28 protein-coding genes are annotated in these 24,567 nt (G+C 66.8%); 15 read left to right on the forward strand and 13 right to left on the reverse strand.

The window, feature by feature from the left end:
- Positions 1-211: 211 nt before the first annotated feature.
- Positions 212-334, reverse strand: coding sequence for a hypothetical protein (locus AC5LXX_RS04385; RefSeq protein ID WP_493410603.1), 123 nt, complete (start codon positions 332-334; stop codon positions 212-214).
- Between AC5LXX_RS04385 and AC5LXX_RS04390 the strand changes: the two genes are divergently transcribed.
- The 4 genes from AC5LXX_RS04390 to AC5LXX_RS04405 all read left to right on the forward strand — a co-directional run bounded on the left by AC5LXX_RS04390 (position 333) and on the right by AC5LXX_RS04405 (position 4,383).
- Positions 333-647, forward strand: coding sequence for a hypothetical protein (locus tag AC5LXX_RS04390; protein WP_493410604.1), 315 nt, complete (start codon positions 333-335; stop codon positions 645-647). The genes AC5LXX_RS04385 and AC5LXX_RS04390 overlap by 2 nt on opposite strands.
- A gap of 445 nt (positions 648-1,092) precedes the next feature.
- Entirely contained in the window at positions 1,093-1,872 is a 780-nt protein-coding gene (locus AC5LXX_RS04395; RefSeq protein WP_493410605.1) for a hypothetical protein, read from the forward strand.
- 721 nt (positions 1,873-2,593) lie between these two features.
- Positions 2,594-2,938: a cupin domain-containing protein gene (locus tag AC5LXX_RS04400; RefSeq protein ID WP_027788152.1), complete on the forward strand. Its 345-nt coding sequence runs from the start codon at positions 2,594-2,596 to the stop codon at positions 2,936-2,938.
- A gap of 284 nt (positions 2,939-3,222) precedes the next feature.
- Positions 3,223-4,383 (forward strand): enolase C-terminal domain-like protein, encoded by a 1,161-nt coding sequence (locus AC5LXX_RS04405; protein ID WP_493410606.1) that lies wholly within the window; start codon positions 3,223-3,225, stop codon positions 4,381-4,383.
- 3 nt (positions 4,384-4,386) lie between these two features.
- Here AC5LXX_RS04405 and AC5LXX_RS04410 read toward each other — a convergent pair whose 3' ends face one another.
- The 3 genes from AC5LXX_RS04410 to AC5LXX_RS04420 form a co-directional block, all read right to left on the reverse strand.
- On the reverse strand, positions 4,387-5,010 hold the full coding sequence (locus AC5LXX_RS04410; protein WP_493410607.1) for a LysE/ArgO family amino acid transporter: 624 nt from the start codon (positions 5,008-5,010) through the stop codon (positions 4,387-4,389).
- 108 nt (positions 5,011-5,118) lie between these two features.
- On the reverse strand, positions 5,119-5,460 hold the full coding sequence (locus AC5LXX_RS04415) for a DMT family transporter (protein ID WP_493410608.1): 342 nt from the start codon (positions 5,458-5,460) through the stop codon (positions 5,119-5,121).
- Between the two features lie 122 nt (positions 5,461-5,582).
- Positions 5,583-6,512: a LysR substrate-binding domain-containing protein gene (locus AC5LXX_RS04420; protein WP_493410609.1), complete on the reverse strand. Its 930-nt coding sequence runs from the start codon at positions 6,510-6,512 to the stop codon at positions 5,583-5,585.
- A gap of 181 nt (positions 6,513-6,693) precedes the next feature.
- Between AC5LXX_RS04420 and AC5LXX_RS04425 the strand changes: the two genes are divergently transcribed.
- From AC5LXX_RS04425 to scpB, 3 genes are all read left to right on the forward strand, one after another.
- Entirely contained in the window at positions 6,694-8,016 is a 1,323-nt protein-coding gene (locus AC5LXX_RS04425; RefSeq protein WP_493410610.1) for an MFS transporter, read from the forward strand.
- Positions 8,017-8,077: 61 nt separating this feature from the next.
- Positions 8,078-9,301 (forward strand): CaiB/BaiF CoA transferase family protein, encoded by a 1,224-nt coding sequence (locus AC5LXX_RS04430; RefSeq protein WP_493410611.1) that lies wholly within the window; start codon positions 8,078-8,080, stop codon positions 9,299-9,301.
- A complete protein-coding gene (gene scpB, locus AC5LXX_RS04435; protein WP_493410612.1) occupies positions 9,298-10,107 on the forward strand; it encodes a methylmalonyl-CoA decarboxylase in 810 nt (269 codons plus the stop codon). The genes AC5LXX_RS04430 and scpB overlap by 4 nt, the downstream gene beginning before the upstream one ends.
- Positions 10,108-10,140: 33 nt before the next feature.
- Here scpB and AC5LXX_RS04440 read toward each other — a convergent pair whose 3' ends face one another.
- The 3 genes from AC5LXX_RS04440 to AC5LXX_RS04450 all read right to left on the reverse strand — a co-directional run bounded on the left by AC5LXX_RS04440 (position 10,141) and on the right by AC5LXX_RS04450 (position 12,161).
- Complete coding sequence (locus AC5LXX_RS04440) at positions 10,141-10,683, reverse strand: chromate transporter (protein ID WP_493410613.1); 543 nt, start codon at positions 10,681-10,683, stop codon at positions 10,141-10,143.
- Positions 10,680-11,291 carry a chromate transporter gene (locus AC5LXX_RS04445; protein ID WP_493410614.1) on the reverse strand — a complete coding sequence of 204 codons (612 nt, stop codon included), beginning with the start codon at positions 11,289-11,291 and terminating at the stop codon, positions 10,680-10,682. The genes AC5LXX_RS04440 and AC5LXX_RS04445 overlap by 4 nt, the downstream gene beginning before the upstream one ends.
- 114 nt (positions 11,292-11,405) lie before the next feature.
- Positions 11,406-12,161, reverse strand: a complete 756-nt coding sequence (locus AC5LXX_RS04450; RefSeq protein WP_493410615.1) for a DeoR/GlpR family DNA-binding transcription regulator — start codon at positions 12,159-12,161, stop codon at positions 11,406-11,408.
- Between the two features lie 81 nt (positions 12,162-12,242).
- Between AC5LXX_RS04450 and AC5LXX_RS04455 the strand changes: the two genes are divergently transcribed.
- The 3 genes from AC5LXX_RS04455 (at position 12,243) to AC5LXX_RS04465 (ending at position 14,282) form a co-directional block, all read left to right on the forward strand.
- Positions 12,243-12,842 carry an NUDIX domain-containing protein gene (locus AC5LXX_RS04455; RefSeq protein ID WP_322082044.1) on the forward strand — a complete coding sequence of 200 codons (600 nt, stop codon included), beginning with the start codon at positions 12,243-12,245 and terminating at the stop codon, positions 12,840-12,842.
- A complete protein-coding gene (locus AC5LXX_RS04460) occupies positions 12,839-13,219 on the forward strand; it encodes a DUF4406 domain-containing protein (protein WP_493410616.1) in 381 nt (126 codons plus the stop codon). The genes AC5LXX_RS04455 and AC5LXX_RS04460 overlap by 4 nt, the downstream gene beginning before the upstream one ends.
- Before the next feature lie 184 nt (positions 13,220-13,403).
- On the forward strand, positions 13,404-14,282 hold the full coding sequence (locus AC5LXX_RS04465) for an SIR2 family NAD-dependent protein deacylase (protein WP_493410617.1): 879 nt from the start codon (positions 13,404-13,406) through the stop codon (positions 14,280-14,282).
- Positions 14,283-14,319: 37 nt separating this feature from the next.
- On the opposite strand, the gene AC5LXX_RS04470 is transcribed toward AC5LXX_RS04465, so the two are convergent.
- Positions 14,320-15,531 carry a S53 family peptidase gene (locus AC5LXX_RS04470; protein ID WP_493410618.1) on the reverse strand — a complete coding sequence of 404 codons (1,212 nt, stop codon included), beginning with the start codon at positions 15,529-15,531 and terminating at the stop codon, positions 14,320-14,322.
- Positions 15,532-15,946: 415 nt separating this feature from the next.
- On the opposite strand from AC5LXX_RS04470, the gene crcB reads away from it, so the two are divergent.
- Together crcB and AC5LXX_RS04480 are read left to right on the forward strand one after the other, a co-directional pair.
- Positions 15,947-16,333 carry a fluoride efflux transporter CrcB gene (gene crcB / locus AC5LXX_RS04475; RefSeq protein ID WP_493410619.1) on the forward strand — a complete coding sequence of 129 codons (387 nt, stop codon included), beginning with the start codon at positions 15,947-15,949 and terminating at the stop codon, positions 16,331-16,333.
- A gap of 23 nt (positions 16,334-16,356) precedes the next feature.
- Positions 16,357-16,707, forward strand: coding sequence for a DUF190 domain-containing protein (locus AC5LXX_RS04480; protein ID WP_124449055.1), 351 nt, complete (start codon positions 16,357-16,359; stop codon positions 16,705-16,707).
- 14 nt (positions 16,708-16,721) lie between these two features.
- Here AC5LXX_RS04480 and AC5LXX_RS04485 read toward each other — a convergent pair whose 3' ends face one another.
- Together AC5LXX_RS04485 and AC5LXX_RS04490 are read right to left on the reverse strand one after the other, a co-directional pair.
- On the reverse strand, positions 16,722-17,285 hold the full coding sequence (locus AC5LXX_RS04485) for a YggT family protein (protein ID WP_006488584.1): 564 nt from the start codon (positions 17,283-17,285) through the stop codon (positions 16,722-16,724).
- A 75-nt stretch (positions 17,286-17,360) separates the two neighbouring features.
- The gene (locus AC5LXX_RS04490) at positions 17,361-18,290 is read right to left on the reverse strand and encodes a Rossmann-like and DUF2520 domain-containing protein (protein ID WP_493410620.1); all 930 of its coding nucleotides are present in this window, start codon (positions 18,288-18,290) and stop codon (positions 17,361-17,363) included.
- A 527-nt stretch (positions 18,291-18,817) separates the two neighbouring features.
- Between AC5LXX_RS04490 and AC5LXX_RS04495 the strand changes: the two genes are divergently transcribed.
- Complete coding sequence (locus tag AC5LXX_RS04495) at positions 18,818-19,114, forward strand: hypothetical protein (protein WP_059836887.1); 297 nt, start codon at positions 18,818-18,820, stop codon at positions 19,112-19,114.
- Positions 19,115-19,232: 118 nt separating this feature from the next.
- On the opposite strand, the gene AC5LXX_RS04500 is transcribed toward AC5LXX_RS04495, so the two are convergent.
- Both AC5LXX_RS04500 and AC5LXX_RS04505 read right to left on the reverse strand, forming a co-directional pair.
- Positions 19,233-19,901 carry a LysE family translocator gene (locus AC5LXX_RS04500; RefSeq protein ID WP_493410621.1) on the reverse strand — a complete coding sequence of 223 codons (669 nt, stop codon included), beginning with the start codon at positions 19,899-19,901 and terminating at the stop codon, positions 19,233-19,235.
- 58 nt (positions 19,902-19,959) lie between these two features.
- A complete protein-coding gene (locus AC5LXX_RS04505) occupies positions 19,960-21,516 on the reverse strand; it encodes a UbiD family decarboxylase (RefSeq protein ID WP_493410622.1) in 1,557 nt (518 codons plus the stop codon).
- Between AC5LXX_RS04505 and AC5LXX_RS04510 the strand changes: the two genes are divergently transcribed.
- Positions 21,488-21,682, forward strand: coding sequence for a hypothetical protein (locus AC5LXX_RS04510; protein ID WP_493410623.1), 195 nt, complete (start codon positions 21,488-21,490; stop codon positions 21,680-21,682). The genes AC5LXX_RS04505 and AC5LXX_RS04510 overlap by 29 nt on opposite strands.
- Positions 21,683-22,112: 430 nt before the next feature.
- Positions 22,113-23,240 carry a transglycosylase SLT domain-containing protein gene (locus AC5LXX_RS04515; RefSeq protein WP_493410624.1) on the forward strand — a complete coding sequence of 376 codons (1,128 nt, stop codon included), beginning with the start codon at positions 22,113-22,115 and terminating at the stop codon, positions 23,238-23,240.
- A 107-nt stretch (positions 23,241-23,347) separates the two neighbouring features.
- Here the strand turns inward: AC5LXX_RS04515 and AC5LXX_RS04520 are convergent, their stop codons facing one another.
- Positions 23,348-24,544 (reverse strand): pyridoxal phosphate-dependent aminotransferase, encoded by a 1,197-nt coding sequence (locus AC5LXX_RS04520; protein WP_493410625.1) that lies wholly within the window; start codon positions 24,542-24,544, stop codon positions 23,348-23,350.
- Positions 24,545-24,567: the final 23 nt, after the last annotated feature.

Genomic DNA, 24,567 nt, shown 5'->3' on the forward strand with positions numbered 1-24,567 from the left:
AAAAATAAGAGAAATCGTTTAAAAGAGCATTTTCTTCTGATGAATTGAGATGTTTCCTCTCCGATATATGCAGGCGGTCTGCGACGACCAGAACACGGGGTTGTCAGGGATGGCCCTACGGCAGAATCTAGGAAAGCTGATGATCTGGCTCGGAAATCCCTGTTAGATCAAGGGGATAGAGACGAGGCGGGGAAGAGTGACGTGAAAACTGTCACTGCTGCTCGTATTTCAGGCTGGTCGCCGTCGTATCGGTCGTGGTTGCTTGCTCGCCGTTGCCCTGGAAGGTAGTCTGCTGGACCCTGAACGCAACTTTCAACGAACGGAGTGCGATCATGGTCGATCAGAAGCAAGGTGCAACGGGCAAGGACGAGAAAGCTGGCAAGCCGATTGTTGTTGACCAGAAGCAGGACGCGGCCTCGAACTCGACGGGGAACAATACCGCAGCGAATGCGGCACAGGCGACGGCGACCGCGCCGATGAAGATGGAAATGGCAACCGAAATCTACAAGCGGATGCGGACCGTCAAGGATGTGACCCGGAAGGATATCATCGAGAAGTTCATCGCCGAGATGAAACTGACGAAGGCCGGTGCAAGCACCTACTACCAGATGATCAAGGACAAGCACGAGCCAATGGGCAAGAAGTGATTTTCTCTGCTGGATCGTATCGTTCTATGAAAGGCTCCTGCGGGAGCCTTTTGTTTTGCGGTCAAATTCTGAGTCGGATCGCTTGGTTGGATGCAATCGTGGAACGGCAGTGATCAACCTATTGCGGACGGAGCGGTGTGGGCCGCGCTTGGAGGCGAGTTGCCGGAGGGGGCTCTGCGAGTCAACCTGGAGAGACCGGGAAAGCCCGGATCACGCCATTGATTCCCGTGATGAGTCTATCTTCGGTTGCCGTCGGGTCTTTTTGGGTTTTTAAAATATCAATAAAAACAGTTTGTTAGCATTGATTTTTCGATATTGTCTCTTCGCTTTCGTCGATGCATTCTCTTGGTGAGTCTGTTTGTTGGGTTTGTGGTGCGACGAAAATCTTGCGTTTTCCTGTGCCGTGTGTAAAATCGGGTCCGTGTAACTTTCTGAGAGTGCCTCGATGGACACTGTTGTTCGGAAAAAAAGCCCGCGCGCGCCATCGATGCCGCTTACTGACGCTCTCGAGCGGACGGTGAAGCTGTACGAGAAGGAGGGGCGGCATGCCACCTCGGTCGACGTTGTGGCCCAAGGGCTGGGTTACAAGGACTCGAAGAACGGTCGTGCAGCTCAGGCGCTCGCCTCGCTGAGGTATTACGGGCTGGTCGAGCGGCCAAAGGAAGGGTATCTGGCCGTCAGTAAAGACTTCGAGTCCTATCATTTTGCTCCCAGTGCAAGCATCAAGCGTGATCTGCTGATCAAGATGCTGACGACGCCCCCGATATTCGCGGAACTGCTGGAGAAGTACGAGGCCCGCTTACCGTCGGATGCCACGATTAAATTCGACTTGATCCAGAAGGGGTTTTCTTCGGGAACGGCTGACAACGTTGTTGCCCTGTTTCGGGAGTCTGTTGGCTTCGTTGGGTATTACGAATCATCGCCGGCTGCAGTTGACGGCGGGGATGAAGAGCAATCGGATGCTGTCGTGGCTGTCGACGTGGATTACGCGCAAACACCTCAGCAGCAGGTAGATAGTCGGGACGCATTGTCCGATCAGGTCGAGGTGCGTCGTCAATCTTTGGTGCGCGAGACAAGCGAAGAAATGGTTCGCATACCGGTCCGACTACCAAAGAACCGCCAGGCGTGGCTGGAGATTCCTATTCCCTTCTTTGAGGCGGATAAGGCCCGGTTGAAGGCGTACATCGATTTGCAGCTCACCGATGATGGGGAGGCTGAGGGCTAGGAAATAAAAGCCCTCACGACGTTGGCGCGTCGTGAGGGCCTTCTGGCAAGGTGGTGAAGGCACCCCTCTACCACCTACAACCTGTCTTGGCAGACGGCTTGAGTTTATACGCTCAAGGGGTTGTGGGCAACTATTGCCTTCGAATCTTCACTGTGAGGATTGACATGCCCTTGGCATCCAACCCCAAGAGTGTATTTGTGCGGCAATACACGCGATTTCGCTTTGGCCGCACGGAGCAGGTGCGCCAGCATTGGCGTTCGTGCCCTAATCAACTGACGCTGTTTTAAGCCGGGGCCGCGCTACGTAAGTGGCGCGGCATTTCCTGCTAGGTCAGCAGCTTTCGCTTGATTGATGCTGGGGTGAAAACTGGCATCGCCGTGAACTCCGCATGAACAGTGGAGCTACGTGGAGTCGGGAGAAATCCCGACGATAGAACGCGCATGAATAGTGGTGCTTACTAACGCGCCGGGGCTTGGGAAGCTGAGGTAATGGCCATTATACGACGCCCTCAGAACGCGCGATTCTACAGGGTTTGGAGGCAATGTTGCAAGTGAAGCGTTTTTGGCCGCCGGCAAACGGCTTCGCGTACCCCTCTGTCCGTGCGCCTGCACGCAACCCCGTGTCGAAAATAGACGAGTCGGTGTCGGACGCATACAAGTCCCGGCAACGCTTTCGAACTAACGTGACAGGCCTCTTTTACGATCGTTAGTCTGGAGCCGACATGTCCGATTTCATCACCGTTTTGCGCGAAACCTGCCCGACGCCCGTCCTTGACGCGACCAAGTGGAAGCGCATTGGCGGCGATCCGCATACCGTGAACCTCAACGCGTACCTTTCCAAGGACGGCAGCAAGATCATGGGTACCTGGATCTGCACGCCGGGCAAGTTCGAGGTGAATTACGAGAAGTGGGAGTACTGCCACTTCCTCGACGGCTACTGCATCATCACGCCGGAAGGCGAGGAATCGGTGCACCTGAAAGCCGGTGACGTGTTCGTGATCGAGCCCGGTATGAAAGGGACGTGGGAAGTGGTCGAGACGGTGCGCAAGTACTTCGTCTTCGCCTGAGCGGGCCGGTCGGTTCGATCCACGTATAAGGCTGTCGCCCGATACCTCCCGGTTCACGGAGCCGGGAGGGCAAACGGGGATTCCGGCTCAATAAAATTCGTTCCGGTTCGGAAGCCGCTCGCGGAGCGTGGCCGCACGCTCGGCTGGTTCCTCTATCCCGCGCGATCGCGCCGGGTGCCTGCAAGACATCGCGCAAGCGCCTATGATGCGGCGATCCGCCAGTCGCGCCGGTTGCCATGCGTGCATGGCCCGCGAACGCCGAACGTATTCCCGGAACCCCGACCATGCGCATCACCGCGATCCACGAGCACGCGATTCCCGTCTCCCGCTATGCCGATCCGGCGATTCCATCGGGCGGCCTGACGACGAGCGTCGTCGTGGTCGTGACCGACGTCATGCGTGACGGCCGTCCGGTGACGGGCTACGGCTACGCGTCGATCGGCCGTTTCGCGCAGGGCGGCCTGATCCGCGAACGGTTCGCGCCGCGTCTGCTGGCGGCGGCCGACGCGCTCGCCGACGAAACCGGCACGAACCTCGACCCGTTCCGCGCATGGCGCGCGATGATGGCTGGCGAAAAGCCGGGCGGACACGGTGAACGATGCGTCGCGGTCGGCACGCTCGACATGGCGATCTGGGACGCCGCCGCGAAAATTGCCGACCTGCCGCTCGATCGCTTTCTCGCTGACCGACTCGAACGCACGGCAGCACCACGCGTGCGCGTGTACGCAGGTGGCGGCTACCGTTATCCGCATGACGACCTCGCGCGCCTGTCCGACGAAATGCGTCGCGTCGTCGATCTCGGCTACACGCACGCGAAAATCAAGATCGGTGGCGCGGATTTCGACGAGGACCGGCGCCGCATCGAAGCTGCTGCCGCACACCTTGCAGACAGTTCGCATCTCGCGGTCGACGCGATGAACGCGTACGACGCGACGTCCGCCCGCGCGGCCGCCGAAAAGCTTGCGCCATTCGATCTCTGGTGGTTCGAGGACATCTGCGATCCGCTCGACCTGCCGCTCCAGGCAGACATCGCCACGCGATATGCGCCGCCGATCGCGGCCGGCGAAGCGTTGTTCTCGCTCGCGGAAGCGAAGCTGCTCGACCGTTATGGCGGTTTGCGCCACGATCGCGACGTGCTCGTGTTCGATCCCGTGCATTGCTACGGACTGCCGGGCTATCTGCAGATCGTCGATCACTTCGTGTCGCGCGGCTGGCGGCGTGATGCATTCTGGCCGCATGGCGGTCACCTGTTCTCGCTGCACGTCGTCGCGGCGCTCGGTCTTGGCGGTGCGGAAGTCAGTCCGTTCGCGTTCCATCCGTTCAGCGGGCTGGCCGATGGCGAAATCGTCGACGCAGGATACGCACGCGTGCCGCAGGCACCGGGTATCGGTTTCGAACTGCACACCCACGCGCGCGACGCGTTCCACGCGGTATCCGGCCGCTGACGCCTAAAGCGCGTCGATCGCGAATCGAATCGCGAAACCGAGCATCATTACCGCGACGAAGCCGTCGAGCACTCGCCACGCGAGTGTGCGAGCGAACCAGGCGCGGCACGCGCGTGCGCCGTAGGCGAGCATCAGGAACCAGACGAGCGAAGCAGTCATCGCGCCGATCGCAAACGGCGCGCGTGCGGACGGCGTGTGACTCACGATCACGGTGCCGATCAGCAGCACCGTATCGATCCACGCATACGGATTGAGCAGCGAAACGGCGGCCGCTGCCAGCACCGTGCGCGACCGCGTGGGCTCGCCGCTGGCGGCGCGCGAGCCGTCGGCATGCCCGGGCTGTCGTCTCACGATCGCGGAGCGCAACGCGAGCAAGCCATAACCGGCGAGATACGCGATACCGGCCCACGCCGACACCACGCCGGGATGCCGCGACAGCAGCGACGACAATCCTTGCGCGCCGAGTGCGATCAGCAGCGCGTCGCTGCCTGCGCAAACAAGGGCGATGGAGAGCAGATGGGGGCTCGAGATCGAGCGCTTGATGACGAAGGCGTCCTTGGGGCCGACCGACGTGAACAAGCCGGCGCCAAGCAGCAGGCCTTCGAAGAAGGCAGAGGTGTCGAGCACGAGCGGGCCGACAACCTCTTAAGCTGAACCGGTGATGGTTACGATGGGAGCAACGTTAAGGGGCGCCGGGGGGCGTTGTCAATGGCCGGCCAGGCTCCTGCACGCTGCTCACCGTGCCGTCATGTCGCCGAGGTTGAGCGCGACGAGCGCGCAGACGGTCAGCGCGATGCCGGCGAGCTTCAGCGACGACACCGATTCATCGAAGCAGACGATACCGATCACGGCGGTGGCCGCCGTGCTGGCGGCAGCCCAGCTCGCATACGCGAGCCCCATTTCGAGCCGCTTCGTCGCGAGCGCCATCAGCCACACGGCGCATGCATAGCAGACGACCGTGACCGCGGACGGCAGCGGGCGGGAAAAACCGGCCGAAAACTTCAGGCCGATGGAGCCGAGCACTTCGGCGAGCACACTGATGCCGAGCAGAAGCCAGGCAGACTGGAACGGGGACACGAACGGCCTTCTTCCCCCGACGCTTATACCGAGCGGCGAGGAGAAGTGGAGGTGTCAGCGGTACCCAGGTGAAAGGAGCTTAGTACGCGCGGGGGGGCAGCACAAGGCAAGCGCTGCACAGGTCACGCGCGATCGCCATTGCCGGCCGCCCATTCCGGCCGCTGCCCGAGCGTATCGAACAGCCGGACGATCTCGGTCTTCACCTTCTGCACCGCGTTGCTGACGAGCGCGGTGTCGTGCCAGCACAGCGACAGGTCGCGCGCGAACAGCCGGTGCGCGACGGTCGACAGCTTGAGCTTGCGTTCCTCGATCTCGACGTGCGCGGCCGTCCAAGGCAGGATCGTCACGCCGAGTTGCGCCATCACGGCCGCGAACAGCAGCCCGGTCGAACTCGCCTCGAAGCTGATCTCGTACGACAGCCCGGCCTCGCGCATCGCCCAGTCGACGCGGTTGCGGATCGTGTTCGGCGCGCTCGGCAGCACGAGCGGCATCCGCGCGATCGCGTCGAGCGGCACGGGATCGTCAGGCACCTGGAATCCGGGCCACGTGATCAGGTACAGCGTTTCGGTCAGCAGCCGGTGGATCGCGATGCCGCGCGTGTCGACTGCATCGGCGACGATCGCGAGATCGAGCCGAGCGCGTTCGAGTAGCGTGTCGAGATCGGCGCTCGGCGCCTCGATCAGCTCCAGCATGATGCCCGGATAGCGGTCGCGTACCGAGCGGGCGAGCGGAATGGCGAGCATGCGCGCGGTGCTCGACGGCATTCCGACCGTCACGCGGCCCTGCGGCGCGTCGGCGTCGCGGCGCAGCAGCTCGCGCGTGCCGTCGGCCTGGCGCAGCAGTTCGAGCGCATGCTGGTACAGCGTGCGGCCGGCGGCGGTCGGCGCGACGCCGCGCACACTCCGCTCGAGCAGCTGCATCCCGAGATCCCGTTCGAGATTGCGCATCTGCTGGCTGACCGCCGGCTGCGCGACGTGCAGCGCCTCGCTCGCATGCGTGACGTTGCCGCATTCCACGACCTTCACGAAATAGCGCAACTGTCTCAAGTCCATCGACGCCGTCTCCCGATTCAAGGCCGATTCAAGCCATAAGGCAATCAGATCGAGCAAGATGAATATCATATTTTTCTGCGATCGATGGGGTTTCTATACTCGTCTCACAAAAGAGCCCGACTGCCGGCCATCCCGGACCGGACGCGGCGAACGTGCCGGCCCCGCCGGCAAGGAGACGACGATGTTCAAGGCGATCGACGCGCCGGCGGCCGGCGCGAAGCCGCGGCGCACGCCGCTCACGCGCGAGCAGGTGAAGGGCTTCTGGGCCGTGTATGCGGGCTGGGTGCTCGACGGCGTGGATTCGGTGATCTACGCGCTCGTGCTGATTCCCGCACTGACCGAGCTGCTGCCGGCCTCCGGCGTCGCGGCGACGCCAGCGAACCTGGGGATGTACGGCTCGATCCTGTTCGCGCTGTTCCTGATCGGCTGGGGGCTGTCGTTCATCTGGGGACCGCTCGCCGACCGCTTCGGCCGCGTACGCACGCTCGCCGCGAGCATCCTGATCTACTCGGTGTTCACCGGCGCGGCCGCCTTCGTGCACGACGTCTGGGCGCTGGCCGCGTGCCGGCTGATCGCCGGGATCGGCGTCGGCGGCGAGTGGGCGCTTGCGGGCACCTACGTCGCCGAGAGCTGGCCGGAAGACCGTCGCAAGATGGGCGCCGGCTACCTGCAGACGGGCTACTACTTCGGCTTCTTCATCGCCGCCTGCCTGAACTACACGATCGGCGCGACCTACGGCTGGCGCGCGATGTTCCTGTGCGGTCTTGCACCCGCGCTGCTCGCGGTGTTCACGGTGATGCGCGTGAAAGAGCCGGGGCAGTGGCGCCGGCACGACGCGCGCGACGGCGACGTGGCCGACGCGCGGCGCGCGCATCCGCTGCGCGAGATCTTCGCGCCGGCGTTCCTGCGCCGCACGCTGACGAGCGCGAGCCTCGTCGGCGTCGCGATCGTCGGGCTGTGGGCCGGCTCCGTCTATGAGGCAAGCGCGGTCAGCACGCTGGCGGCGCGCGCGGGCATCGACCACGTCGGCGCGCTGCGGCTTGCGTCCATCGGCGCCGCGATCCTGTCGTGCGCGACGATCGCCGGCTGCCTGGTCGCGCCGTGGCTGTCGGAACGGCTCGGCCGGCGCACCGCGCTCGGCGTGTATTTCGCGGGGATGGCCGCATCGATCGTGTTCGCGTTCGGCTGGGCGTTCTACCAGCCGAACGGGCTCGCGGCGTTCATGGTGTCGCTCGCATTCCTCGGCTTCTTCGGCGGCAACTTCGCGATCTTCTCGCTGTGGCTGCCCGAGCAGTACCCGACGCGCGTGCGCGCCACCGCGTTCGCGTTCAATGCATCGGTCGGCCGCTTCATCGGCGCGGGCGTGAACTTCCTGCTCGGCGCCGCGATTCACGGCTACGGCTCGCTCGGTGTGCCGGTCGCATGGACCGCGGCCGCGTTCGGGCTCGGCATCCTGATCCTGCCGTTCGCGGTCGAAACGCGTCACCAGACGTTGCCCGAATGAGCGGGACGTATCCCTCGTTCGCAGTCACGCCATACCCAGTCGTCAATATCAGGAGTCCGGAATGCAGGCGTTGAATGGAATCAAGGTCGTCGATCTGAGTCGTGCGCTGTCGGGGCCGTTCTGCTCGATGGTGCTCGCCGATCTCGGCGCCGACGTGATCAAGGTCGAATCGGGGCCGCACGGCGACATGAGCCGCGCATGGGGGCCGTTCGATCGCGGCGTGAGTACGTACTACCTGTCCTGCAACCGCAACAAGCGCGGCATCTGCGTGGACTTCCGGCAGCCGGCCGGCCTCGACGTCGTGCGGCGGCTGATCGCGCAGGCCGACGTCGTGATCGAGAACTTCAAGGCCGGCACGATGGACGCGATGGGGCTCGGCTATGCCGCGCTGAGCGCGCACGATCCGCGGCTCGTGATGGGCAGCGTCACCGCGTTCGGTCCGCGCGGCCCGCTGCGCGACTGGCCGGGTTTCGACCAGATCGCGCAGGGCTATGCGGGGCTGATGAGCCTCACCGGTTTCCCGGACGGCGAGCCGACGCGCACGGGTACCGCGATCGGCGATCTCAGCTCGGGGATGTGGGTGGCGACCGGCGTGATGGCCGCGCTGTTCGAGCGCGAGCGCACCGGGCGCGGGCAGCATGTCGGCACGTCGCTGCTCGAAAGCCTCGTGTCGCTGCTGAGCGTGCACGGGCAACGCTACCTGAGCCTCGGCGACGTGCCGCGCCGCACCGGCAACGCGCATGCGGTGATCGCGCCGTACGGCGTGTTCGAGACGGCCGACGGCCCGCTCAACCTCGCGCCGATCACGACCGACATGTGGCTGCGACTCTGTCAGCTGCTGGATCTGCCCGAGTTGCCGAACGATCCGCGCTTCGCGACCAACGATGCGCGCGTCGCGCACCGCGACGAACTGAAGACGTTGCTCGAAAGCCGGCTGCGCACGCGCGGCAAGCGCGAATGGACGCAGCGTTTCGTGGCAGCCGGTTTGCCGGCCGGCCCGATCAATACGCTCGACGAAGTGTTCGACGATCCGCAGCTCGCCCATTGCGGGCTGGTCGAGCCGGTCGCACATCCGACGCTCGGCACGCTGCGCCAGGTCGTCACGCCGCTCGGCGGGATGGGCGACGACGTGCCGGCGCCGCGCACGCGCCATGCGCCGCCGCTGCTCGGCGAGCATACGATCGATGTGTTGCGCGAAGCCGGCTACGGCGATGACGCGATCGACGCACTGCTGGCCGGGCGCGCGATTTTCCAGGCGGAAGCCGTGGCGGAGGCCGTGCAATGACCGACCTGACGAAACACGACAGCGCGTCGACCGTGACGGTCGAGCTGGTCGGCGAGCGGATCGCGCGCGTGCGGTTCGCGAATCCGGCGCGGCGGCATGCGCTCGACGCGTCGTTGCTCGATGCGCTCGTCGCGCGCCTCGATGCGCTCGCCGAACACCGTCCGCCGCCCGTTGTGATCCTGTCGAACGACGACAGCGGTGACGTGTGGAGCGCGGGGCACGACCTGCGCGAACTGGCCGACGACCGCGATCCACTCGCCTACGGCAAGCCGCTCGAACGCGCGCTGCGGCGCGTGCGGACCTATCCGGGTGCGGTGATCGCGGCGGTGGCCGGGTCGGCGTGGGGCGGCGCCGTCGATCTCGTGATGAGCTGCGATCTCGTCGTCGCGGCGCGCGACGCGCGCTTCGCGATGACGCCCGCGAACATCGGCCTGCCGTATTCGACGAGCGGTCTGCTGCGCTTCCACGACAACCTGCCGATTCATGTGCTGAAGGAAATGTTCTTCTGCGCGCAGCCGCTCGACGCGGAGCGCGCCGCGCATCACGGGCTCGTGAACCGGCTGGCGGAACCGGGCGGCGTCGACGACGCGGCACTCGACGTCGCGCGCACGATTGCCGCGAAGGCGCCGCTTGCCGTGCATGCGGTGAAGGAGCAGTTGCGCGTGCTGCAGGACGCGCGGCCGCTGCCGGCGGATGCGTTCGAACGGGTCGCGGAGTTGCGCCGGCAAGCGTGCGAAGGCGCCGATTTCGACGAAGGGCTGCGTGCGTTTGCGGAGCGCCGCGCGCCGCAGTTTCGCGGCGTCTAGGCAGAGCGGTCGCGCGGCGAAGGCGCCGCCGCGCTACATGCCGCCGAGCGCGTGCACGCCGACGAGCAGCAGCGCGCCGATCGCGATCAGCAGCAGTGCATGAAGGCGCGTGTAGATCACGCACAGCGTCGACGCGACGGCGATCGCGCGCGCGGCCCAGCCGCCGTCGAGCGCCTGCAGCAGCACCCAGACCGACGCGAGGATCATGCCGGCCGCGACCGGGCGCAGGCCGGTTTCGAGTGCGACCTGCCAGCGCGCGCCTTGGTGCCGCCGCCACAGATGCGCGACGCCGTAGATCAGGAAAGCAGTCGGGCCGAACAGCGCGAGCGTCGCGATCACCGCGCCCCAGAAGCCGCCCACCTGCCAGCCGATCAGCGTCGCCAGCAGCGAGCCGGGCCCCGGCGCCATCCGCGCGATCGCGAAGTCGTTCACGAATTGCGTGGCGGTCATCCAGTGATGGACGTCGACGACCTGCCGCTGGATGTCGGCGATGATCGCCTGCCCGCCGCCGATCGTTGCGATCGACAGCGGCGCGAATACGCCGAACAGCGCGGCATAGCGTGCGGACGCGGTCATCGTGCGTCGCTCCCGGCTGATGCCGTGGCCGCGCGGCGGTATTCGAGCGCGACGCTCGATGCACCGCCGATCAGCACGGTCCACACGAGCGGCCAGTGCAGTACGGCGACCGACACGAACGTGAGCGCCATCACCGCGAACGGCAGCGCGCGACGCGGCAGCCGCCGCACGGCGGTGATCGCCATCGAGATCGACAGCCCGATCGCCGCAGCCGCGGCACCGGCCAGCGCGACATGCGTGAGCGGAAAGCGCGTGAGGGTCGAGAACGCGACGCCGAACAGCACGATCAGCACGGCCGGCGGCGCGATGATGCCGGTGAAGCCGGCCACCGCGCCGCGCCATCCGGCGAGGCGGTAGCCGATCCAGATCGCGAGGTTCTTCACGTTGACGCCCGGCAACGCCTGCGACAGCGCGAGGCCGTTGAGGAACGCCTCTTCGTCGAGCCAGCGCCGTTCGTAGACGAAGTCGCGCATCATCCGCCCGCTCAGTCCGCCGCCGAAGCTGGTCAGGCCGATCTGCGTGAACGCGATGAACAGCGTGAGGATGCCCGGCGGCGATGCGTCGCCTGCAGGCGGTGCCGGGGGAGTCGTGGCGGAAGGCGGGGGCATCGGGCGGCGAGCATGTGGCGATCGGGCGATCGCCCATGTTAGCAAGCGGTGCCTGTCAGCACGCTGACATCGGCCCGGTGCCGGCGCGACGACACGCGCAATCGCTTCGACGCGCTACGCGCGTACGACCGTCACGCCCGCCGCCTCGATCGGCTCGGTCAGCTCGGTGTCGGTTTCCTTCTCGACGACGACCGTCTGCGCCAGCGTGATCTCGCCGATCACGAACTGCGACGCGGCGCGCAGTTTCGACTGCGACGCGAGCACGACCGTCTCGGCCGCGCGTTCGGCCAGCGCGCGCTTGATCGCCGCTTCCTCGAAGTCACCGGTGCTCAATCCCGCGACCGGATGCACGCCCGTGACGCCCATGAAGTACAGGTCCGCATGGATGCGCGCAATGCTTTCCATCGCCGCCGCGCCGACCGCGACGATCGAGTGCTTGTAGAGCCGCCCGCCGATCAGGATCACGTCGATCGACGGATGGGCGGCCAGCGCGACCGCGACGCTCGGGCTGTGCGTGACGATCGTCGCGCGCAGGTCGGCCGGCAACTGGCTGACGAGCAGCGCGGAGGTCGTGCCGCCGTCGACGATCGCTACTTGCCCGGGCGCGATCATCTCCGCGGCTCGCCGCGCGATGCGGCGCTTTTCCGCCGTCTCGAGCGTCTCGCGCTGGGCGAACGGCGCGACGGCCGGCGATGCCGGCAGCGCGCCGCCATGCACGCGCTGCAGCAGGCCTTCGGCCGCGAGTTCGCGCAAGTCGCGGCGCACCGTGTCCTCGGACACGCCGAATTGCACGCTCAGCTCGACGGCCAGCACCTGGCCGTCGCGCGCGAGCGCATCGAGGATCGCCTTCTTGCGTTGGGTCGTCAGCATCGTGATTGCACGAAACTTCTTGAAGTTGCACGAATCTGCACGTTACCATGGGCACCGTCTTTTGTCGAACGGGAGGCTGCAATGGCTGCAACGCGTGACCGGGTCCGCATCGTCGATACGACGGTGCTGTCCGACGACTGGTATGTGCTGAAGAAGGTGACCTTCGATTTCCGGCGCCGCGACGGAACGTGGCAGCGCCTGAACCGCGAGACATACGATCGCGGCAACGGCGCGACGATCCTGCTGCGCCATGCCGTTACGGGCGACGTGCTGCTGACGCGGCAGTTCCGGATGCCGGCGTTCGTCAGCGGCCACGACGGCATGCTGCTCGAAGCGGCCGCCGGCCTGCTCGACGACGAGACGCCCGAAGCGCGCATCCGCGCGGAGGCCGAGGAGGAGACCGGCTACCGCGTGCGCGGCGTGCGCAAGGTGTTCGAGGCGTTCATGAGCCCGGGCTCCGTGACGGAGAAGCTGCATTTCTTCGTCGGCGAATACGATGCGTCGCTGCGGACCGGCGACGGCGGCGGCGTGGCGGAAGAGGGCGAGGATCTCGAAGTCGTCGAGATGCCGCTGCAGGCCGCGCTGGACGCGGTCGAGCGCGGCGAGATCGTCGACGCGAAGACGATCATGCTGCTGCAGTACGTCGCGCTGCGGGAAACCGCCGGCGCGCGCGCCGCATGACGCCGCGGCTCGTGCTGGTCGCCGGCCCCTATCGCAGCGGCACCGACGGCGACCCCGCGCGCATCGCCGCGAACCTGCACCGGCTGGAAGCCGCGGCGCTCGCCGTGTACCGGCGCGGGCACGTGCCGATGATCGGCGAGTGGGTGTCGCTGCCGCTTGCGGCCGCGGCCGGGTCGACGCAGGTCGGCGACGCGATCGGCGAGACTTTCCTGTATCCGGCCGCGCACCGGTTGCTGCGACGTTGCGATGCGGTGCTGCGGATCGACGGTGCGTCGCGCGGGGCGGACATGGACGTCGGTCTTGCGCGGCAACTCGGCAAGCCGGTCTATTTCGCGGCCGACGAGATCCCGCTCGCGCAGCACGATTCGGATAGCTGACCGGGAAGAACGGCGCCGGGCCGACGAACCACCGGCGGCATCGCCGCATCGGTCGATGTCCGCGTGGTCGACGGCCGGACGAGCGTGGCGCCGCGCCGTTGCATCGCGCGTGTGGCGCGGTGTCCGAACGGGCGTATGATCGCGACGCCACTCGTGCAACGTTCGACGCCACCGCCTTCCCATCATGCCGTTCTCCGATCCCGCCGATCCCGCCGACTCTACCGATTCCGCCGCCGTGCCGCTTCCCGCCGATCTCGTCGTGGCCGCCGTCGCCGCGCTCGCGCGCGCCGACGCATTGCTCGTCACGGCCGGCGCGGGTATCGGCGTCGATTCCGGTCTGCCCGATTTTCGCGGTACGGACGGCTTCTGGCGCGCGTATCCGGCGCTGCGCCACGAGCGTTTCGAATTCCACGAGATCGCGTCGCCGCATGCGTTCCGTGCGCGTGCGCCGCTCGCGTGGGGGTTCTACGGACATCGTCTCGCGCTTTACCGGGCGACGGTGCCGCACGCGGGCTTCGCGATCCTGCGCCGCTGGATCGGCGCGATGCCGAACGGCGGCTTCGTGCTGACGAGCAACGTCGACGGCCAGTTCCAGAAAGCCGGCTTCGATCCGGCGCGGATCGTCGAGATCCACGGGTCGATTCATGCGATGCAGTGCCTGCGGCCGTGCACGGACGATACATGGGACGCGGCGCCGTTCGTGCCGGATGTCGACGAAGCCGCGTGCCGCCTCGTTGGCGACCTGCCGCGCTGTCCGCACTGCGGCGGGCTCGCGCGGCCGAACATCCTGATGTTCGGCGACACCGGCTGGCTCGGGGAGCGCTACGACGCGCAGGCGCGCGCGCTGGAAGACTGGATCGCGCAGGCCGGGCGCGTCGTCGTGGTCGAGATCGGTGCGGGCACTGCGATTCCGACCGTGCGCCAGCTGAGCGAACGGCTCGGTGCGGACGTGATCCGCATCAACGCGCGCGAAGCGCATGCGCGCCGTTCGGACGTGATCGGGCTGAAGGGCGGTGCGCTCGCGACGTTGACCGCGCTCGATCGCGCGTGGCGCGGCGGCTGAGCCCTGCGCCACGGGCCGACCGGCGCCGACTGCACTGTTATGGCCGGGCGACGAGCGCCTGCACGAGGGCCGGCGCGACGGGCGAACCGAGCCCCGTCACGTAGTCGTAGCCGCCCGCTGCATTGCAGACGCTGCCGCAATTGCCGTTGGACCCGGTCGTCACGTCGTGAAAGTCACTGCCGTACGCGTTTTTGCCGACCGCATAAAGCGCGTCGTACGTGCCGCTCAACGACTTCTTGCCGGCTGCCGTGCGCAGCGAATTCGCGATCGCGACGAGCGCCGACCATTGCGGCGCGCCCGCGCTCGTGCCGCCGACCTGGAACCAGCCTGCTTGCCCTTGATAGGTGACCGAGTCGTACACCGCGAAACCGCTGGACGGATTCGCGTCATAGCTGACGTCGGGCACGCCGCGCTTGCCGGCCACCGGGATGGGCCATGCGGTCTGGCCGGCCGGCTCGGCCTCGGTCGTGCTCACGCCGCCGCCGCTGCCGCTCCACGCTGCTTCGCCGACGTAGTTGCCGGCCGTATCGGACGTCAGCGTCGTGCCGCCGACCGATACCACGTAAGGCGACGCGGCCGGGTATTCGGTCCCGGTGCCGCTGTCGCCGGACGACGCGACGAACGTGACGCCCGCGACGTTGAAGTGGCTGTCGAAGCCGGTCTCGGTGCCGAATTCGTTGCCGCCGAAACTCATCGACACGACCGACGCGCCGCGCTTGACCGCAACGTCGACCGCGGCCAGCAGGTCGTTGAAGCTGGCCGACGCGGCCTCGACGAGCACGATCTTCGCCTTCGGCGCGATCGCGTGCACCCATTCGACGTCGAGCGACATCTCGAGCGACCAGCCCGCATCGGTCTTGGGCCGTGCGCCGCGTGCGTACACCTTGGTGAAACAGCCGTTCGACGACGTGCAGGGCGGCAGCGAGAACGCATTGCTGAACACGCCGAGGTCGGACTCGATCTTCGGGTCGTCGTACGCGTCGACGATTGCGACGATCATCCCGTCGCCCTGGTTGGCGATCGAATCGAACCCGTACGCGTGCCGCGTGAGCGCGGGCGTGAGGCCGGCGATCGTGGCCGTGCTCGCGCGCGGCTTCGTGTGGAACGGCGGGCGGGCGAATCCTTTCGGCGCGCGGTTGCCTTCGACGTAGGATGGCGGCCCGTTGCCGTCGGCGAGTGCGACACCCGATGCGAGCAGCGACGCGCACAGCGCCGGAATCAACATGGATGACAGGCGGATATTGTTCATTTTTCGAGTCTCCATGCCGATGGAGTGGAGTGGCGAAACAATTCTACGAAATCGACGGCGTCAATTGAATCGAATATCGGCTGGATGCGGGAATTCCTGATAAAGGAGAGCACGCGGAATCCGCGTGAAGACGGGGTTTGCAGGGTTAACCTGCGGCCGTATCGAATCGCCTGTTTCGCATTTAAAAATCTGATAAATAATCGGTCGATTCAAAAACGAATTTGTAATGTCAGATGTAATTGCGTGGAAATGTCGATTGAATCCCGTTCGCGAAAACAACGAGAAGCTTCGTGCAGTCACGGCACGATCGGGCGCCTGCCGGCCCGTCCCGTCGGCATTGCCGTCGTCGCGCGATTCCGCATACAGTTCAGCGTAGGCCGCGTCCGTCGCGCGGCGTCGTCAGTGAGGAGTGCCCTTGTTCCAATCGATCGTCGCGATCTTCGTCGGCGCCGGGCTCGGCGCATTGCTGCGCTGGTTCCTGAGCCTCGCGCTCAACGAATTCTTTCCGGCCGTGCCGCTCGGCACGCTCGCGTCGAACCTGATCGGCGGCTACGTGATCGGCATTGCCGCCGTCGTGTTCACCGCGCGCGTCGGGTTGCCGCCCGAGTGGCGGCTGTTCGTGATCACGGGCTTCCTCGGCGGCCTCACGACGTTCTCGACCTATTCGGTCGAAGTGATGACGCATGCGCTCGAGGGTGAATTCGGATGGGCGCTGGCGGTGGCTGCCCTACACTTGACTGGATCGTTCGCGCTTACGGCGCTCGGCATGTGGACCGCGCGTGCGTGGCTCGCGGCGGCCTGAGCGTGCCGCCATCGGAGGCTGCGATGGACAGGGTCTTCTTGCGCTTCTACGTGCACGAGCAACACCGGCTGCACTGGAAGCCGCTGTGGGAATGGCTGCTGGAGGAGGCGAACCGGATGGGCGTCGCGGGCGGCTCCGCGTTTCGCGCGATGGCCGGTTTCGGCCAGCACCGCGTGCTGCATGAGGACCGCTTCTTCGAGCTGCAGGGGTCGCTCGCGATCGAGGTCGAATTCATCGTCACCGAGGACGAAGCGCAGCGGCTGCTCGAGCGGTTGTCACATGAGAAGGTGCGCGCGTGCTACGCGATGATGCCGGCGCGCTTCGGCGTGATCGACACGCTCGGCGCACCGCCGGCGCAGGGGCCGGCGGCGTAGGGTGATGCGCTGGATCAGATGCCGAACATCGTCAGCGAGACGGCCGCGCGCGTGACGATCATCAGCAGCACCTGCACGATCACGAACAGCAGGATCGGCGACAGGTCGATGCCGCCGAGGTTCGGGATGACGCGGCGCAGCGGGTTCAGGAACGGTGCGGTGAGCTGGTAGAGGATCGGCATCGCCGGCGAGCGCGGGTTGAGCCACGACAGCAGCGCCATCAGGATCGTCATCCAGATCACGAGGTTGAGCGCCCACTTCACGACGGTCAGCAGCGCGACCACGACGAGCGTCGCGATCACCGCGGCAGGATCGAAGCCGGCCATCACGACCATCAACACGACGTAGACGAGCGCGGTGAGCAGCGCGGCGACGACGCTGGCCCAGTCGATGCCGCGCACGCCCGCGATCACGCGGCGCAGCGGCAGCACGAGCCAGTTGGTCGCCTGCAGCACGGCCTGCGTGACGGGGTTGTAAGGCGGCACGCGAACGGCCTGCATCCAGACGCGCAGGATCAGCGCGGCGCCGAACAGCGTGAAGACGGTATTGAGCAGAAAACGGGCGATCTCGCCGAACATCGTTGGCATCCTTTTTATACAGTCAGTAGCGTGCGGCCGCCAACGCCGGTTGGCGGCGCATCGGCCGACACATTATCACGCCTCGTCGCGCGACGGGGAGGGGCGCGCGGCCGTGCGCGCGAGTGACGTTTCGACGGCTTCGGCTAGCGCCGGCAGCGACGCCGGCGGTGCGGCGCGCTTCGCCGCGAGCGCGACCGCGCGGCGCGTCAGCAGCGCATACAGCGCCGCGTGATCGCCGCCGCGCGCCTCGAGCAGCGCGAGCTGGCGTTCGACGATACCCGTATCGCCGCGCGACACCGGGCCGGCCAGCGCGTTCGCGAGCCCCTTGTCGCGTGCGGTCTCGATCGTGCCGGCGAGCATCGGCAGCAGCGCGCGCAGCGCGGCGTCCTCGTCGAAGCCGAGGCCGCGCCACAGTTCGACCGCTTCCGACAGCCCGCACAGCGCGAAGCTCGCCGCGTAGTGCGCGGCTGCGTGGTAAAGCATCCGGCCGCCGGCCGGAATCGACAGCGGATGGCAGCCGAGTGCGGCAGCAAGTCGCAGCAGCGTCGCGTGCAGCGCACCGTCTGCTTCGATCGTGACCGAGCAGCCGTCGATGCGCGCGAGGTCGGCATCGGTGCCACCGAACAGGTAGAGCGGATGGAAGCCGCCGGTGGCCACGCCTTGCTGTTTCGCCGGGTCGAGCAGTGCAACCGCCGACGCGCCGCTGCAGTGGACGACCGCCTGGCTGGCGGCGCGCGACGCGGCGAAACGGAGCGCCGCGGCGGTCGGGGCGAGATGGTCGTCGGGCACCGTCACGAAGATCAGGTCGGCGGCATCGGCAACCTGCTGCGGCGTGTCGACTGCGCGGCACCCGTCGATGCGCGCGGCGAGGCCGGCAGCCGACGCGGCAGTGCGGCTCGCGATCGCGACGACGGGGAAGCCGGCCTGCGCGAAGCGCTGCGCGACGCAGCACGCGAGGCGGCCGGCACCGATGAAGCCGAGGCGGGGTGTGTCGGGAAGGGGCATGGCAGCGGGCGTAAGCAAAACGAAGCAATCGCCAGTATCGCAGGAATGTCGGCGGTGTCGCGCAAGGGCGGTTGTCGCGCCGCCGCAGGTATTCATTACCGACGTGCGACCCGATTCCCATGTGCGTACCGGTGCCCGGCGGGTGCCCTGCGTCACGGCCGGTTCATGATCGTGGAATCCGACCCCGAAACATGTAGCGCGTACGCCCCGCTTGAAATGTCGGGATCTTGTCTCAAATTTGTAATCGTTCATTACGTACGCGTGCCCGCTGCGCGCGCCGTATCCGGTAAGACTGACCGGCCAGTATGTCGCGACCCCGGTCGTCTGACGGAATCGCGCGATCTGCAAGGGGCGCCGCCCGCTCCGGACGCCACGCCACACCGCACCTCCAGCCGCGTGCAATTGCAATTTGCAACAAATGCACGACACGCGAGGGGCGGGTTTTCGCTACATTGCATCCATGCGACGTGCATGCCCGCCGTTGCCGACAGGAGCGCACAAAATCTCGCTCCAGCAGGAGAATCGAAGTGAAAAAGCTCGTTCCGTTCATCGCCGCCGCCGCGCTGGGCCTGGGTGCCGCAAGCGCCGCGCAAGCTCACGTGTCGATCGGGGTCGGCATCGGTATCCCGGTCGCACCGGCGTACCCCGTCTATGCACCGCCGCCGCCCGTGTACTACGCGCCGCCGCCTCCGCCCGTCTACTACGCACCGGCGCCGGCCTACTATGCGCCGCCGCCCGCCGTGGTCGTCGGCGGTTACTACGGTCGCCCGTACTGGCGCCATGGTTATGGCGGCTGGGGTCATCACGGCTACTGGCGTCGCTGATTCGTCCCGCGCGGCCTGACCGCGCGTGGCAAAACGGCGCACCGTCCCGCGAGGGACGCTGCGCCGTTTTTCTTTGGGGCCGCCGCTCGGTGCGCGGCCTCTTCAAACCCGGATTCGCTTACACCGCGTGCACGATCAGGTCGCGGTAGCCGCCGACGATCACGCTGTACGAGAAATACGCGAACAGCAGCGCCGACGCGATATGGCACGCGCGCATCAACCCGGCGCCCGCACGCTTGCGGCCCTGGCTCGCGAGCGTGCACATGAAGAGCGTCCAGGCGAGGCCGCCGAGGAAGAAGCCCGACAGGAACACCGATGCGGTGGCCGGCGTCGTCGCGCCGGCCTTCGCGATCAGTGCGCCGCCGACGGCCGCGAACCAAAGGATCGCGCTTGGCGACGACATCGCGAGCAGCATCCCGCGCAGGAAGCTGCGCCGGGCGCTCGCCCGCGGCTGCGGCGCGTCGTTCGCATCGTCGTCGGCCGCGCCGGCCGGCGTCAGCGCTTCGCGCGCCATCTTCCACGTGAGAAACAGCAGCACCGCGCCGCCGCCGATCCACACGATCCAGCGCACGGGCTCGAACTGCAGCAGCACGGCCATTCCCGCGAGCGCGAGCGCCGCGTAGACGAGATCGCCGACGCACGAGCCGACACCGAGCCAGAAGCCCGGCCGGAAGCCGTGCGACAGCGTCAGCGACAGCATCGCGACGTTCACGAGGCCGATGTCGAGACAGAGCGACAGCGACAGGAAGAAACCGTCGGACAGCATGGAGGCAGGCGGAAAGCTCATCTTCGTCGTTCTGGTGGCGATTGCAATGCACGGGCCGGCCCACGCCGGCCGCATGACGTCAGAGGCCGATCTCCTGCCAGAGCCGGTCGACGCGCGCCTTCACGGCCGCGTCCATCTCGATCGGGCGGCCCCATTCGCGATTCGTCTCGCCGGGCCACTTGTTGGTCGCGTCGAGCCCCATCTTCGAGCCGAGACCGGCCACCGGCGACGCGAAGTCGAGATAGTCGATCGGCGTGCTGTCGACCATCACCGTGTCGCGCACGGGGTCGACGCGCGTCGTGATCGCCCAGATCACTTCCTTCCAGTCGCGGATGTTCACGTCCTCGTCGACGACCACGATGAACTTCGTATACATGAACTGCCGCAGGAAGCTCCACACGCCGAACATGACGCGCTTCGCGTGGCCTGCGTAGCTCTTCTTCATCTGGACGATCGCCATCCGGTAGCTGCAGCCTTCGGGCGGCAGATAGAAGTCGGTGATCTCGGAGAACTGCTTCTGCAGCAGCGGCACGAACACCTCGTTGAGCGCGACGCCGAGCACGGCGGGCTCGTCGGGCGGCTTGCCCGTGTAGGTCGAGTGGTAGATCGCGTCGCGGCGCATCGTGATGCGTTCGACGGTGAACACCGGGAACCACTCCTGCTCGTTGTAATAGCCGGTGTGGTCGCCGTACGGGCCTTCAAGCGCGTGCTCGTAGGCGGCCGACGCGTTGCCGGACGGGCGCGGCGGTGCGCCGGCCGGCGCGGGGGCAGGGGCGCCTTCCTGCGGATAAATGAAGCCTTCGAGCACGATCTCCGCGCGCGCGGGCACCTGCAGCGTGTCGACGCCGGGCGTCAGGCACTTCGCGAGTTCCGTGCGGCTGCCGCGCAGCAGGCCGGCGAACTGATACTCGGACAGCGAATCGGGCACGGGCGTGACCGCGCCGAGCGTCGTGGCCGGATCGGCGCCGAGCACGACCGCGACCGGATACGGCTTGCCGGGGTTCTGCAGCGCGAACTCGCGGAAGTCGAGCGCGCCGCCGCGATGCGCGAGCCAGCGCATGATCAGCTTGTTGCGGCCTATCAGCTGCTGGCGGTAGATGCCGAGATTCTGGCGCGACTTGTTCGGCCCGCGCGTGACCGTCAGGCCCCACGTGACGAGCGGCCCCGCATCGCCGGGCCAGCAGGTCTGGATCGGCAGCTTGTTCAAGTCGACGTCGTTGCCTTCCCAGACGATCTCCTGGCACGGCGGCGACGACACCGACTTCGGCGCCATGTCCCACACGGCCTTTGCGAGCGACAGCAGCTTGCCGGCGTCCTTCAGGCTCTTCGGCGGATCGGGTTCCTTCAGCGCGGACAGCAGGCGCCCGAGATCGCGCAGCGAATCGAGCGCGGCATCGTCGCCCGCATCGACGCCCATGCCGAGCGCGACGCGGCGCGGCGTGCCGAACAGGTTGCCGAGCACCGGAAACGCATGGCCGGGCGGCGCGTTGAACAGCAGCGCCGGGCCGCCGGCGCGCAGCACGCGGTCGCACAGCTCGGTCATTTCGAGCACGGGCGACACGGGTTGCGTGACGCGCCGCAGTTCGCCGAGCGCCTCGAGGCGCTGGATGAAATCGCGTAAGTCTTTGTATTTCATGAAGAAGGTCCGGGCCACCCGCATGGCGGGCAGCGATGGGCGGGCGCAGCTGCCGGCTGCGACCCCGAATCGACCGACGATTTTACCCGCGGTGCCGCCCGGCCGCCCGGCGGCGAAAAAAATCGATCGCGCGCAAACCCCCTACGGCACGGGATTTGCGATCTGAAGAGCGATCTTAAATTACTTTTTGTTATAGATTTGAGTTTTTATAGTGTTGACGATCTATAAAACCCTGCTAGAATCCGCTCACATTGGCTGCAGGGTAAAAGGCTTCGAGCCGCCAATCACCGATCTTTGACGCAGCGCGTCACCGTCCGCCGAATCCTGCACGGCGTATCCGACGGCTTGAGTTGTAGTCCCAGCCAGCGCTACCAGACGCTGGTTTTTTGCGTGGGTGCCACCGCGTATGCCCGCCTCGCCCATTGTGCGAAGGTGCCGGCCCTCTTACACCGTGGCCTCGAACGGTACTTATACCGTTTCCCCGATGCTTGCACGTCCCAACCAAGGCGTGCGGCGTCGTGATTCCGCGGCGCGTTTTCTGTCTCGCCATCGAGCTGAGCGAGCCGCACGAGTCATGTTCATGGGAGATGATCTGAATGAACGCTTGGTTATCGTGGCGTCCCAATGAGCAGCATGCGCAGATCGTGCGCAACATGCTGCGTCGCGGGACGCGTGTCAGTCACCATCTATTCAGCGTTGTCGGCTGTTTTGCTGTCGCGGTTGCGCTTGCACTGTGGCTGCTGCCAACCGTCCGCGGCACGCTCGCCGCGAAGCTGATGCCGGTCGTATCCGCGGCCGTGCAGGCCGGGCCAGCCCGTTTGCTGTCCGGTCATCCGCTGCCGAACTTCGCGCCTGCCGGCGTGCAGCCGCAGCAGGAAGAGACGCCTGAAACGGACGCGCTCGCGGTCGGCCTCGATGTCGCACCGGAAGCCGCCGCACAGGGCGCCCAGGCCGATGCGTCCGATCCGGTCCGCAACGGCCCGTCGCCGGTCGCACTGGCCAAGCTGATCCCGACCCAGCGGGTCGCGGCCGATGCGCGTGACGACCGTGCGCTCGCGTCGAACCGCGAACAGGCACTCGTCGCGACCTACCTGTCGCGCCGTTACCGCGTCGCGCAGGCGCCGCTCGGCCAGCTCGTCAAGGCTGCGTTCCAGACCGGCCGTGACGTCGGTCTCGATCCGCTGCTGCTTCTGTCCGTGATGGCGATCGAGTCGGGCTTCAACCCGTACGCCGAAAGCGGTGTGGGCGCGAAGGGCCTGATGCAGGTCATGTCGAAGGTCCATTCCGACAAGTTCGAATACTTCGGCGGCACCGATACGGCGCTGCAGCCGCTCGCGAACCTGCAGGTCGGTGCGCTGGTACTGAAGGACTGCATTGCGCGCGGCGGCTCGCTCGCGAACGGCTTGCGCCTGTACAACGGTTCGACGAACCCTGACGACAACGGCTACGGCTCGAAGGTGATGGCCGAGCGTGGCCGCCTGCGCGACGTCGCGCGCGGCCGCAGCGTGCCGGTCAACGCACCGCAGGCACCGGCGCAGCCGGCCAAGCCGATCGTCACGGCTGCCGTGACGGCAGCGGCAGGCGGCGCGAAGCGCGTGCACGCGACGCTCGACAGCGCGACGTCGGTCAAGGCGGCCGCGCCGAAGGAAGCGTCGCCGCAGAATGACGCGAGCGTCGACACCGCGAAGCAGTCGCACGGCGATCATTCGGAGCTCGGCGCGTAACGTCACGCGTCCCGCCCGGTTTCGCCCGGCAGGCAATGAAAAAGGCACCCGATCGGGTGCCTTTTCTTTTTGCGGCGCGTGTATCGGCCGGTGCGCGGGCCGCAGCGTCAGTGCTGCCCGAACAGCGTCGCGAGCCGGTCGACCGCCTCTTCGAGCCGCGAGTAGGCCGTCGCATACGACAGGCGGATGTAGTCGCGCGGCGCATGGACGCCGAAGTCCATGCCGGGCACCAGCACGACGCCGGCGTCGTGCAGCATCGCCTGCGTGAGCGCGGCGCTGTCGCCGGCTGCCGGATGGGCGACGCCGCCGCACTGCGCATACACGTAGAACGCACCGTCCGGCACCACGGGCACCGCGAAGCCGAGCCGTTCGAGTGCCGGCACGATGAAGTCGCGGCGACGCTTGAACTCGAGGCGACGCGTTTCGTAGAGGTCGAGCGTGGCCGGTTCGAAGCAGGCGAGTGCCGCGTGCTGCGCAAGCGCGGACGGGCAGATGAACAGGTTCTGCGACAGCTTCTCGAACGTGCCGACCAGCGCGGGCGGCACGACGAGCCAGCCGAGCCGCCAGCCCGTCATGCTGAAATACTTCGAGAAGCTGTTCACGGTGATCACGTCGTCGCCGAACGACAGCGCCGACACGGGCGCCGCATCGTAGCTGAGCCCCTGGTAGATCTCGTCGACGATCGTGAAGCCGCCGCGGGCGCGCACGGCTTCGACGATCCGCTTCAGTTCGTCCGGTTCGAGCGACGTGCCAGTCGGGTTCGACGGCGACGCGAGCAGCACGCCGCGCGTTCGGTCGCCCCAGCGCGTGCGGACGTCGTCCTCGGTGAGCTGGAAGCGCGCGTCGGGGCCGCTCGGCACGAGCACCGCGCGGCCTTCGGCCGCCGCGACGAAATGCCGGTTGCACGGATACGACGGGTCGGGCATCAGCACTTCGTCGTCGCGGCCGACGAGCGCGAGGCACGCGAGCAGCAGCGCGGCCGACGCGCCGGCCGTCACGACGATCCGCTCCGGGCTGATCGTGAGGCCGTACGCACGCGCATAGTGCGCGGCGATCGCCTCGCGCAGCGGCGCAATGCCGAGCGCGCTCGTGTACTGCGTGACGCCGCGGCGCAGCGCGGCCGCGGCGGCCTCGACGACGGGCTCCGGCGCGGTGAAATCCGGCTCGCCGATGCCCATGTGGATAACATCGCGCCCAAGGGACTCGAGCCGCTGTGCCTCCTTCATCAGTTCCATCACATGGAAGGGCTGGATCGCGTCGACGCGTGCGGCAAGCGTGACGAGCGAATCGGCGGTGGTATTCATCGGCGGGCAGGGCGGGGGAGAGG

Source organism: Burkholderia torrens, from assembly GCF_984668525.1.